Source organism: Parvibaculum sp. (assembly GCF_049671045.1).
GTDB lineage: Bacteria > Pseudomonadota > Alphaproteobacteria > Parvibaculales > Parvibaculaceae > Parvibaculum.
In genome coordinates this window covers 1-12049 of sequence record NZ_JBATUH010000109.1, presented here as the reverse complement: position 1 = coordinate 12049, position 12049 = coordinate 1, and the positions used below count along the sequence as shown (strand labels likewise).

Sequence of the window (12049 nt, the reverse complement as noted above, 5' to 3'; positions counted from 1 at the left end):
ATGCGGACGATGCGCTCGTCCGGAAGCCCTGCGATCTTCTTCCAGAGGTTGAACGCCTCGTCATCCTCCGCATAGACGGTCGACATCAGCCGGTCTTTCGGCAGGCCGAATTCCTTGGTAACGAGGTTCCAGGCCAGTTCGATCGCATCGGCCTTGAAATAGTCGCCGAAGGAGAAATTGCCCAGCATCTCGAAGAAGGTGTGGTGGCGCGCCGTGTAGCCGACATTGTCGAGGTCGTTGTGCTTGCCGCCCGCGCGCACGCATTTCTGCGCCGTAGCCGCGCGGGAATAGGGGCGCGTCTCGTTGCCGGTGAAGACGTTCTTGAACTGCACCATTCCGGCATTGGTGAAAAGCAGCGTCGGGTCGTTGTTCGGAACGAGTGGCCCCGACGGCACGATCTCGTGGCCGTTCCTGCCGAAATAGGAGAGATACTTGCTGCGGATCTCGTTGAGCCCGGCCATTCCGTCATCTCGCTTCGTATTCTGGGGCGCGCGCCTTGCCGGCCCTCCCGGCGGGCGCGCCCTGGAAAGTTGAAAGTCGTTCGAGCTTTTACCGTCCGCCCCGGCAACTGTCTAGGAAAGCCCCTTGGCGAGGGATCGCATCCCCCTGCCCGCGCCAGTCTGCCCGCCGCCCGCGCAAGGGCATCGCAACCGGCCTCCGGAAACGCAAAACGGCGCCGGGGGGTATCCGGCGCCGCGCCTTGCACAAGCAGGCTAGAGAAACCTTGCGGGAAGCAGCCCTCTCAGGCGCTCGCCTCCATATCGCCATCGTCATCTGCATCGTCCTCGGGCGCGCCTTCCATGATCTGCTCTGCGATCAGCCCTGCATTCTGCCGGATGGCCTGTTCGATCTGGGCGGCCATGTCGGGGTTTTCCTTCAGGAAGGTCTTGGCGTTCTCGCGGCCCTGCCCGATGCGCTGGCTGTTATAGGAGAACCAGGAGCCCGACTTCTCGACGATGCCCGCCTTGACGCCGAGATCGATGAGTTCGCCGGTCTTGGAGATGCCCTCGCCATACATGATGTCGAATTCGATCTGCTTGAAGGGCGGCGCGACCTTGTTCTTGACCACCTTCACGCGGGTCTGGTTACCGACCACCTCGTCGCGATCCTTGATCGCGCCGATGCGGCGAATGTCGAGGCGGACCGAAGCGTAGAATTTGAGCGCGTTGCCGCCCGTCGTCGTCTCCGGGCTGCCGAACATCACACCGATCTTCATGCGGATCTGGTTGATGAAGATCACCATGGTGTTCGACTTGGAGATCGAAGCGGTGAGCTTGCGGAGCGCCTGGCTCATGAGCCGCGCCTGAAGGCCGGGCAGCGAGTCGCCCATCTCGCCCTCGAGTTCGGCCTTGGGCGTCAGCGCCGCAACCGAGTCGACGACGAGCACGTCCACCGCGCCGGAGCGGACCAGCGTGTCCGCGATCTCGAGCGCCTGCTCGCCCGTATCGGGCTGGGAGATGAGAAGATCGTCGAGCGCGACGCCGAGCTTGCGCGCATAGACGGGATCGAGCGCATGTTCCGCATCGACGAAGGCGCAGACGCCGCCCTTCTTCTGGGCTTCGGCGATGGTCTGCAGCGCCAGCGTCGTCTTGCCGGAGGATTCGGGACCGTAAACCTCGATCACGCGGCCGCGGGGAAGCCCGCCAATGCCGAGCGCGATGTCGAGGCCGAGCGAGCCCGTGGAAATCGCCTCGATCTCCACCACCTGCTCATTCTTGCCGAGCCGCATGATCGAGCCCTTGCCGAACGAGCGTTCGATCTGGCTGAGAGCGGCTTCGAGGGCTTTCTGCTTGTCCATATCGTTCCTGTCGCCCTTCTCAACGAGCTGAATCGTCGGTTTCGACATCCCGGTTCCCCTTATTTCATGCTGGCCTGGCCGAAGCAATCAAGGGTTAATGTACCGGTTTTGTTCCGACTAGCAATCTGAAATTTAAGATATTGATTTTAAAATGGAATTCAAGACAAGTTCGGCAGATGTTCACGCCTTGGCCGACATGGTTGCCGTGAATCACCCTCAGCCGCCCATCATCTCCTTCACGGCCGCCGCGAGCTGCTTCAGCGAGAAGGGCTTGGGCAGGAAGTGGAACTCCTGATCGGGGTCGAGGCTCTTCTCGAAGGCATCCTCCGCGTAACCCGAAACGAAGATGACCTTCGCGCCCGGAATCCGCGCCCTCAGTTCCTTGATCATGGTGGGGCCGTCCATATTCGGCATCACCACGTCCGAGACGACGAGGTCGATCTGGCCCTTGAAGCCCTCGACCAGCGCGATGGCCGCCTCGCCGCTTTCGGCCTGCAGCACCTCATAGCCGCGCGTGGTTAGCGCGCGGGCGGCGAAGGTGCGTACCGCATCCTCGTCCTCAACGAGAAGGATCGTGCCCTTGCCGGTGAGGTCCGCGGGCTCGGCCGCGCTTGCGGCGGCTGCTGCCTCCGCCTCGGCCTTCGCCTCCGCCGGCGTTTCGAAATAGCGCGGCAGATAGATGCGGAAGGTCGTGCCCTTGCCGACCGTCGAATAGAGGAAGATGAAGCCGCCGGTCTGCTTCACGATGCCATAGACGGTCGAAAGCCCGAGGCCCGTGCCCTTGCTCGGATCCTTGGTGGTGTAGAACGGCTCGAAGATCTTGCCGTGATTTTCCTTCGGAATACCAACGCCGGTATCCGCGACCTCGATGAGCACATATTCGCCGGGCGGCATCAGCGCGTGGTCGAGCGCGCGGCTGTCCTCCTCCGAAACATTCGCCGTGCGGATCGTCAGCCTGCCGCCATCCGGCATCGCGTCGCGCGCATTGACGGCGAGGTTCATGATGACCTGTTCGATCTGGTTCTGATCGACCTTGACGAGACCGAGATCGCGACCATGAACGATCTTGAGTTCGACCTTCTCGGTGAGAAGGCGGGAGAGAAGGTTCTGAAGCTCGGCGATCGCGTCGGTGAGCGAGAGCACCTTGGGCCGCAGCGTCTGCCGGCGCGAGAAGGCGAGAAGCTGGCGGGTAAGGTTCGCCGCGCGGTTCGCGTTCTGCTTGATCTGCATGACATCGGCAAATGAGGGATCGCCCGCCTGGTGCCGCGCGAGCAGCAGGTCGCAAAAGCCTATAATCGCCGTCAGCAGATTGTTGAAGTCATGCGCCACGCCGCCCGCGAGCTGGCCGATGGCCTGCATCTTCTGCGACTGGGCGAATTGCAGCTCGAGCGATTTCTGCTCCGTCGCGTCGATGAGATAGATGACGGTCGAGCCGCCCTCCTCGCCCATATCGACGCGGCTCGCATAGAGAAGCCCCACGCGCTCGGAACGGTTGACGGGCCGCACCTCGATGGGCGGGCCTGAAAGCGTGCCAGCCTGTGCCCTGCCAAGCACTTCCTCGACGCCTGGCCGGTCGTCCTCGGCCACGAGGCCGGCGAGGTTCGCGCCGCGCTCCACATCGCCGACATAGGAACGAAAGGCGCTGTTCGCATTGTCGATCCGGCCTTCGCGATCAACCGTGGCGATGCCGATGGGCGCATTGTTGAAGAAGCGCGCGAAGCGCCGCTCGGCGTCGCGCATCGTCTCCTCCGCCTCGTCCGCGGTGGCGCGGTCGAGCACCATGGCGCAGATCATCGGCTCGCGCCCGTCGCCGCGCGAAACCTGCGTCTGCACGATGCGAACCGGCATGACGCTGCCATCGCCCGCGCGCAGATCGACATCGAGCGTGGCGGTGCCGTCGAGTCCGGACGCAAGGGGGAACCCGCCCGGATCGCCCGCCGCGAAATCGGTAAGTGTCGTGCGCCGCTCCGTGGCGCGGTCGGGCTCGATGCCGAGCCAGCCTGCGAGCCGCGCGTTGATAAACGTGATCTCGCCATTCACCTCGGCGACGTAGAAGCCGATCGGCGTCGTCGACATGAAGGCGATGACGCTCTGCCACTGGCGCTCCGCAATCTCGACGCGCTCGCGCTCCATGGTGAGGTCGCGCAGCAGCCACACGGCGCCGCCTTCCTCCCCGCTCAGCGGACGCACCACGATCCTGAAAACGCGCTCCACCGCGCCCGCGCGCGGCGAGAAGCGAACCTCCTCCTCGCCGGCAAAGCCCGTCCGCCCCATCTGGGTGAGGCGGAAGAGCGTTTCGGCAAGGCCGTCGCGTCCGGCGAGCAGGCGCTCGAGCGGCGCCGGCCGCTCGGCATGAGCCGTGCCGAGCAGGCTGCGATAGGCTTCATTGGCGAAAATCACGGCGCCGCGCCGGTCGGTCACATAGCAGGGATCGGGAAGCGCGTTGAGCGCCTCGCCCGCCGCGAGCGGCGCCCGGCTGAAGGCATCGCTCCCGCTCATTCCAAGCCCGAAGATGAGAACGCCCGCCGCTCCGATCACGCCCATGACGGTCAGCGCGCCGCTCACGCCGAAGGCATGAAGGCCGAAAGCATCGAGCAGCGTCGCCGCGAGGCCGACGCCCGCGCCTGTGAGAATGACGAGACGCCGCCCGGATGGCAGCGCCGAAAACACGCCTTCCTGCGCCTCTCCGGTCCACGCAGCTCCGCCGCCGCTGGCCTCTGCCGCCGCCCTATGCTCCAGCTCCGGCAATTCGGCCGGTATTTCGCTCATCGGCATTCCCCCGAAGCCGCCCCCGCTGCCCGGCTCACACCGGGCTCCGATCCGGAATTATGAATTTTGCGCGCCGCGAGGGCGCGAATCAATTGGCCCTGCCCCGTCCGGCGATCTTAGCCTTAAGCCGCATCACATATCCAATGACCTCGGCGACCGCCTTGTAGTGATCCGGCTGGATTTCCTGGTCGATTTCGACCGAGGCGTGGAGCGCGCGAGCGAGCGGCGGGTTCTCGACCACGGGCACGTCATTCGCCTCGGCGACCTCGCGGATCTTGAGGGCGATGGCATCGAGCCCCTTGGCGACGCAGACGGGCGCGCCCATGCCCTTCTCGTATTTCAGCGCGACGGCATAGTGGGTCGGGTTCATGATGACGACGGTCGCCTTCGGCACATTGGCCATCATGCGCTTGCGGCCGCGTTCGATGCGCAACTGGCGTAGCTTCGCCTTGACCGTCGGGTCGCCTTCCATCTGCTTGTATTCGTCCTTGATCTCCTGGATGGACATGCGCTGCTTCTTGAGCCACTGGAAACGCTCGAAGAGATAGTCGAGCGCCGCCACGACCGTCATGACGGCGATCACGCCGCCGAACATCTTGAGCGCCAGAGCCTTGACGAGCGGCAGCAGCAGCGAGACGTCCCAGGTCATCATGAGGCCGAAGTGATCGCGTTCCGGCCAGACCAGCAAGAAGACGACGCTGCCGACGAGCACGAACTTGATCATGCTCTTGAGGAGATTGACGAGGCTCTTCGGACCGAACAGGCGCTCGAGCCCCTTGATCGGCGAGAGCTTGGAGAAGGAAGGCTTCATGTTCTCGCCGGTAAAGACCGGCGCATGCTGGAGAAGGTTGCCCGCCATCGCCGCGACGATGAGCACGCCGAGCGGAAGCGCCATCGCCCCGAAAACCACCATGCCGAGATGCAGTATGACGCCGCGAAGATGATCGCGGTCCATCGGGATCGCCTCGGGCGAGATCAGAAACACCTTGAGCGCATCCATGATCGTCCCGGCCGACGACGTGCCCATGAGGCCGACCGCCATGGCGCCGCCCATCATCACGAACCAGGCATTGATCTCCTGGCTCTTGACGACGTCGCCGCGCTTTTGTGCGTCTTCTAGCTTTTTGCCTGTTGGTTCTTCTGTCTTTTCGGAATCGTTCTGTTCGGCCATGGCGCCCCCTCCCGCGTCACTGCACGAACACGGCCATCGTCTGCTCGAAGCCCTGCAGGAACCACGTCATCATGGCGCCCAGAAGCAGGAAGAGCAGCGCGAAGCCGAGGCCGATATTTCCCGGCATGGCGATGAAGAAGATCTGGATCTGCGGCATGAGCCGCGAAAGGATTCCGAGGCCGAGATAGAAGACAAGACCGAAGACGAGGAAGGGCGCGGAAAGCTGCACCCCGAGCGTGAAGGCGCCGGAAATGGCCTTGACCGCCATCTGGAGGAAATCGCCGACGGGAAAGGACGCGCCCGGCTCGAAGATGAGGTAGCTGTCGCGCATCGCGGCGATGAGCAGATGGTCGAGATCGGCCGCGAAGATGAGCGCCACCGCAAGCAACGAGAGAAAGGAGGCGATCATCGCGCCCTGCGTGCCTTGCGTCGGGTCGACGCTCTGCGCGAATGAAAGCCCTGTCTGCATGCCAATGATATTGCCCGCGACCTGCAGCGCGCTCATGATGAAGCGCGCCGAAAGCCCGATGAAAAGCCCGATGAGGATTTCGCCGATCACGGCCATGGCGAGCCCCGGAACGCTCGTGGGGATCGAGCCATAGGCGCCGGAAACGAGCGGCATCATCACCGCCGTCATGACGAGCGCGAAAACGAGCCTGACGCGCGAGGGTACGGACACTTCGCCGAGCGCCGGCAGCAGCATGATCATGCTGCCGAGGCGCGAAAAGACGAGCATGAACACAAAGCCCGTCTGCGGCAGTATTTCGATCGTGATCATGCGGCGTCCGCCCCCGGCCCTGTCCCGCTCTATCCCGCGACGATCTTCTGCGCGATGAGGTGCATGTAGCCCGCGAGCGACTGGCCCATGAAGGGCAGCGCCACGAGCATCACCAGAAAGATCGCGACGATCTTCGGCACGAAGACCAGCGTCATTTCCTGAACCTGCGTCAGCGCCTGCAGAAGCGCGATGGCGATGCCGACGACGAGCGCGACGATCATCATCGGTGCGGAAACCGAGAGCAGCACATAGATACTCTGGCGCGCGAGGTCGAGCACTTCAGGTCCGGTCATGATTTTCTTCTCTTCCCCGCTTCGTCGGATCGGCTTTCCGCGATGCCGTCTCAGATCGGCATCTTCATGATGTCCATATAGGCGGCGATCACCTTGTCGCGCACCGCAACGACCGTCTGGAGCGTCGTCTCGGCTTCGGCCACCGCCGTCACCACATCGACGAGGCTTCCATCCTTGCTCGCGGCGGAAGCGGCCATCTGGCGCTCGCTCGTCTTGCCGACATCGACGCCGTCATTTATGGCCTTTTCAAGAAAATCCCCGAAGCCGCCTGCGCCCGCAGCCTGCTTGGCCGCGCCCGCCTGCGGAGCGGCGCCACCGCCCATTCCGGCTGCGCGGGCATAGGCGTTGAGGGCGACTGAAGCTGGAATGGTCATGAACCGCTCCCCTTACTTTTTCAGGATGTCGATCGTCTGCGAGATCATGCGACGCGACGCCTGAATGAGATTGAGATTGGCCTCGTAGCTCCGCTGGGCCTCGCGCATGTCCATGGCTTCGACGAGGCCGTTGACGTTCGGCATCTTCACATAGCCATTGGCGTCGGCGGCGGGGTGCCCCGGCATGTATTTGAGCTGGAAGTCCGAATTGTCGAGGACGGGCCTTCCGAGCTTCACGGTCTGGGTGCCGAGCGAGCGGTCAAGGCTCTCTTCAAATGTAGGAAGCTTGCGGCGATAGGGATCGCCGCCCGGCGTCTTCGCGGTCGAATCCGCATTGGCGATGTTTTCCGCGATGATCCGCATACGGCCGCTCTGGGCCTTGAGGCCCGAAGCCGCCACCATCATCGACTTGAGAAGGTCCATGGCGCTCATGAAGAGCCTCCCTCAACCGTTGCCGATGGCGAGGCGGATGAGACCGAGGCTCTTGGAATAGAGGCTCGTCACCGTCTCGTAATCCATCTGTGTCTGCGCGACCTTGATCATCTGGTCCTCGAGCACGACCGAATTGCCGTCCGGCGTCGTCTCGAAATCCGGTGCCTTGGCCCGCTCGCCGCCCCGCGCCTGGCCGAGATTGAAGCTCGCGGCCGCGCCCGCGACGGGCGAGCCGATATGCATGCTGCTTGTGGCGACGGGCGCGAGCTTCGGTCCGCTCGCATCGACCATCGCGCCGAAATCAAGCTCCTTCAGATCCTTTGCCGCATAGCCCGGCGTATTGGCGTTGGCGACGTTCTGGGAGAGCACCTGCTGGCGCTCGGTCAGCCAGTGCAGGCGCTGCTTCATCATCGTGAAGATGGGGAGATCGCCGATCGACATGGTCGCGTGCCCGTTTGAAGACCGTCCGTACTCCCCTTCTGGGCGTTTCCGGCGGCGCTCTCAAAATCTGTCGCAAGCCACGCATTCCTTGGCGGCAGGGTCAGTTTTGCCGCGTATCGTTAAAATCGTCCTAACGCGGCAAAAATGACCGGGTACGGTAAGAAAGCCCTAACCACCAAAAGCCGCCCTTTCTCTGGGCCTTAACCGGAAATTAAGCACGATCCCGGCAAATTGTGCCCAGGGTGGGTGATCCGCTTCGGGACACCCGGGGGCAATCGGGCTGGGCCATGGACCTTACAGAGATATTCCGCTTCGCGGCGGCGCTCGCGTTCATCATCGGACTGATCGGCGTCTGCGCCTATGGCGCCCGCCGCCTCGGTCTCGCGACGGGAGGCTTCTCCGCTTCCGGCGCGCTGAAGCGCCTCGCCATCAGCGAGGTCAAGGTGATCGACGCCAAGCACCGGCTCGTTCTCATCCGCCGCGACAGCAAGGAGCATCTCATCCTGCTCGGCGCCGAACAGGCGCTCCTCATCGAGAGCGGCATCGACGCTCCGGTGATTGAAGCAGCGCCCGCCGCCGCGGCGCCCGCTCCCGCACTTCAGTTCCAGCGCATCGTCGATTTCATCAAGGAGCGCCGCGCGTGACCTTTCCGATCCAGAACGCCTCGCGCCGCTGGCCTCTTGCCGCAGGGCTCGTCGTCGCCCTCGCCGCCTTCCTGCTTTCAGGCCCCGCCTTGGCGGACACGATCAAGGTCGATCTCGCCGACAATTTCGGCCTGACCGATCACATCGTTCAACTCGTCGCCCTGATTACGGTGCTGAGCCTCGCGCCGTCGATCTTCATCATGGTGACGTCCTTCGTCCGCATCGTCGTGGTGCTCTCGCTGCTTCGCACGGCCATGGGTCTCCAGCAATCGCCGCCCAATGCCGTCATCGTCAGCCTCGCGCTTTTCCTCACCGCCTTCGTCATGACGCCGACCTTCACTCGCGCCTATCATGACGGCATCGAGCCGATGATGAACAAGCAGATCGAGCTTGGCGAAGCGTTCACGAAGACGAGCGAGCCCTTCAAGGATTTCATGCTTACCCAGGTTCGCAAGCAGGACCTCAAGCTCTTCGTCGATCTCTCCAAGGCGCCTGAGCCCGAAGAGGCGAAGGACCTTCCGCTTCAGGTCGTCGTGCCGGCCTTCATGCTGAGCGAGCTTCGCCGCGCCTTCGAGATCGGCTTCCTCATCTTCCTGCCCTTTATCGTCATCGATCTGGTCGTGGCCTCCGTCCTCATGTCCATGGGCATGATGATGCTGCCGCCAGTGATGATCTCGCTGCCGTTCAAGCTGATCTTCTTCGTGCTGGTGGACGGATGGGCGCTGATCGCGGGAAGCCTCGTCCAGAGCTTCGGCACCTGACCGGCGAGGCCGGGGTCCAGAGCGAGGGGCTCTGAATTGGTGGCCCGGCATCCCGGCCTACGCCGGAACAGGTACGCCCGGACTACCAGCGGAAATTCCGAACGCCCCGATCAGTTACTTGCGACGGGCGTCCCGTCGATCTCGGAGATCCGGTCCGGCTTCTTCAGAGAATTGACGAAGCGCTCCATCGCGTTCACGGAGGCGATGCGGCTTGCAAGCTCGCGGAAGGCGACGCCCTGCCGCTCGATCGGCTCCGTCACGACCGCAAACGCGCTCGCATCGGCGGTGTCCGCCATGCGGGAGCCGAATTTCGTCCGCATGCGTTCGAGCCCCGCCTCGTCATTGCCGAGCGAATAGGCGATGGCGCCACGCATGATCTGGAAGCGCTCGTCGGCGCCGAGCGCCCGCTCCCCGCCGGCATTGGCCAGCAGCGCTTCCGCCGCCTGCCCCGCCTCCTCCCAGCGCTGCGCCTCCCAGAACACATCCGCCCTGAGGGTGCTTGCGGCCGCGCCCGGCATCTCCGAGAGCAGATCGAGCGCCAGATCGAACTTCTTGACCGAGGCGAGCGCGCGCGCCTCGATCAGACGGCGTTGCAGGTCGAGATCTTCCGGCAACTGGTTCTGGTTCGTCGAGCGGATGGCCTTGAGCGCGGTTTCGGGCTTGTCGTCGAGCAGGTAGATGGTGGCAAGACGCGCCGCGACCTGCGCCTTGGCGACGCCGCCCACAAGCCGCTTTTCGATCTGGTAGCTCAGAAGCTCGGCGGCCTGCGGCAGCAGATCGACCGAAACAAGCCGCTCCGCCAGATGCCGGATGAGCTCGTCTCCCCTGCGCCCTATCGGCGTGAGATCCTGAAAATCGTGATAGACCGCCAGCGCCTGCACCGCCGGAATCCTGTCCGCATATCCGTCGATGAAGAAGCTCGCGAAAATGTCCGGCATCCGGGCGCCGAGAGCATGCGCCCCGTCGTCATGCGGAAAATTCATGGTCACGACATGCATGACCCTGAGGGCGGCAAGAATGTCGTCCTGCTTCAGCCGCAGTTCCGCGAGCTTCGTCAGTATTTCGAGTTCCGCATCGTCGCCGCGCCACATCATGCGAAGCTCGTCGAGTTCGCTCGCGAGTTTCGCGTCGGAAAGCTTGCCGCTCTTGTTGAGCATGAGCGCCCTGGCGAAACGCGCGCGCACGACGAAGGGCCGCACATTCGTCTCGATCACGCGATCGTAAGCCTCGGCCGCTTCCACGGGCCGCTGAAGGCTCTCGATCGCCTTCGCTTGCAGATAGAGACGTTCCGCATTCAGCTCGCGGTTCTCGATATGCGCCGGCAGATGCTTCAGGTGAATCTGCATGCCCGAGATGTCGTTCAGCGCGAGATCGACCCGCGCCGCCGTCAGACGCATTCGCGCTGCATATTCGGGCCCCGTTCCGTCCATGAAGGGCCCCGCCAGCCCGAAATCCTTCCGCGCCGCTTCCGTCTGGCCGAGGCCGGCGCGCGCCAGCGCACGCCAGCCCGCCGCCGCAGGCTCCATGGCGAGCGCATTGATCGAAAGATCGGCAACGGCTTCGGCATTGCGATGGGCCATCACATTGGCGACGCCGCGCAAGGCGTGGAACGAGGGGCTTTCCGCGAGCTTCTGATCGACGTCGCGCGCCATTTCGATCTGTGTCAACGCCTCGATGCCGAGCCCGTTCGCAACGAGGAAGCGGGCATAGTCCATCCTTGCTCCCGCGACGCTGCGAATGTCGGCAAGCGCGACCCGCCGCTCATGCGCCTTGCGATCCTCGATGAAATTTCCACTTCCCCGCCGGGTGGCAAAATCCATGGCGGCGGGCGATCCGGCGCCATCGCCATTCATGCGCGCCGCGCCCTCATCGGCCGAAAGCGTGAGCCCGTTTCTGCGCGAAACGACGACCGCGTCCGATGCCGTGACGACGTTGAGATCGTCGGCGACGCGCATGACGGCAAGGCCCTGAGCGGTTGCCAGCGCCTGAAACTCGATGAAGCTGCGCGGCGTCTGCATCGCCTGCACGGGTCCGAACGCCGTGGCGACGTCGAGCGTATCGCGCGCCGCAGGATCGGGAACCCTGAGGATCTTCCGCGCGCCCTTGAGGTCGAAGCTGACGATGCCCTGACCCGTGTCAAGCCAGTCGCGCGTGACCGCGATGGGGCGGCCTATGCTGGCGAGACTCTCGCCAACCGTGACCTGCCATTTGGTGTCGAATTGCTGCACACCGACGAGCTGATGTTCGCCCAGGATCGGAACGGCAATGGCGACGCCCCCCTCCACCGGGATTTCGGCTGGCGCGCCGAGCCGCGCGGTGGAGGCGACCTTGAACCGCGAGAGGTCGAGTGCCGTCTTCCGGTCGAAAACGATCCAGAGCGTGCTTGCCCGCGTAAAAACGGCGGCGCCCGTCGGGCTGTCCCAGGGAAAGTCGATCTCCGTCCGGCCATGATGGTCGCGCACCGCGACCTCGAGCGCGTGATGCGGCTCCGCTTGCGCGGCTGCGGCAGCGGCATCATGAGCGGGCCCGTCGCGGGCAGGTGCCGCGGCCTCGGAAGCCGGAACGGCCGACGGCGCGGCAGATGGCGC

At 64.1% G+C, this 12049-nt stretch carries 11 protein-coding genes and 1 pseudogene; 2 read left to right on the top strand and 10 right to left on the bottom strand.

The features are described 5' to 3' along the window. The 9 genes from WBG82_RS12500 to WBG82_RS12460 form a co-directional block, all read right to left on the bottom strand. Positions 1–461: alanine--tRNA ligase-related protein (locus WBG82_RS12500; protein WP_424424845.1), on the bottom strand; the 461-nt coding region annotated here is incomplete at its 3' end. 281 nt (positions 462–742) lie between these two features. Further along, on the bottom strand, positions 743–1798 hold the full coding sequence (gene recA, locus WBG82_RS12495; protein ID WP_424424847.1) for a recombinase RecA: 1056 nt from the start codon (positions 1796–1798) through the stop codon (positions 743–745). A gap of 216 nt (positions 1799–2014) precedes the next feature. Continuing rightward, positions 2015–4567, bottom strand: a complete 2553-nt coding sequence (locus WBG82_RS12490; protein ID WP_424424844.1) for an ATP-binding protein — start codon at positions 4565–4567, stop codon at positions 2015–2017. 88 nt (positions 4568–4655) lie between these two features. After that, positions 4656–5738, bottom strand: coding sequence for a flagellar biosynthesis protein FlhB (gene flhB / locus WBG82_RS12485; protein WP_424424843.1), 1083 nt, complete (start codon positions 5736–5738; stop codon positions 4656–4658). 16 nt (positions 5739–5754) lie between these two features. Then, positions 5755–6516 carry a flagellar biosynthetic protein FliR gene (gene fliR / locus WBG82_RS12480; protein WP_424424842.1) on the bottom strand — a complete coding sequence of 254 codons (762 nt, stop codon included), beginning with the start codon at positions 6514–6516 and terminating at the stop codon, positions 5755–5757. 29 nt (positions 6517–6545) lie between these two features. Further along, the gene (fliQ, locus tag WBG82_RS12475; protein ID WP_324297629.1) at positions 6546–6809 is read right to left on the bottom strand and encodes a flagellar biosynthesis protein FliQ; all 264 of its coding nucleotides are present in this window, start codon (positions 6807–6809) and stop codon (positions 6546–6548) included. Positions 6810–6859: 50 nt separating this feature from the next. Continuing rightward, the gene (locus WBG82_RS12470) at positions 6860–7183 is read right to left on the bottom strand and encodes a flagellar hook-basal body complex protein FliE (RefSeq protein WP_324297631.1); all 324 of its coding nucleotides are present in this window, start codon (positions 7181–7183) and stop codon (positions 6860–6862) included. Positions 7184–7195: 12 nt separating this feature from the next. Next, on the bottom strand, positions 7196–7606 hold the full coding sequence (gene flgC / locus WBG82_RS12465; RefSeq protein ID WP_424424846.1) for a flagellar basal body rod protein FlgC: 411 nt from the start codon (positions 7604–7606) through the stop codon (positions 7196–7198). Positions 7607–7627: 21 nt separating this feature from the next. Next, complete coding sequence (locus WBG82_RS12460) at positions 7628–8056, bottom strand: flagellar basal body protein (protein ID WP_424424841.1); 429 nt, start codon at positions 8054–8056, stop codon at positions 7628–7630. Positions 8057–8343: 287 nt separating this feature from the next. On the opposite strand from WBG82_RS12460, the gene WBG82_RS12455 reads away from it, so the two are divergent. Continuing rightward, positions 8344–8700, top strand: a complete 357-nt coding sequence (locus tag WBG82_RS12455; protein WP_424424840.1) for a hypothetical protein — start codon at positions 8344–8346, stop codon at positions 8698–8700. Beyond that, entirely contained in the window at positions 8697–9461 is a 765-nt protein-coding gene (fliP, locus tag WBG82_RS12450) for a flagellar type III secretion system pore protein FliP (protein WP_424424839.1), read from the top strand. Before WBG82_RS12455 ends, fliP begins: the two co-directional genes overlap by 4 nt. Before the next feature lie 110 nt (positions 9462–9571). Here fliP and WBG82_RS12445 read toward each other — a convergent pair. Then, positions 9572–12049 (bottom strand): annotated as a pseudogene (locus tag WBG82_RS12445) (hypothetical protein); the annotation flags it as partial.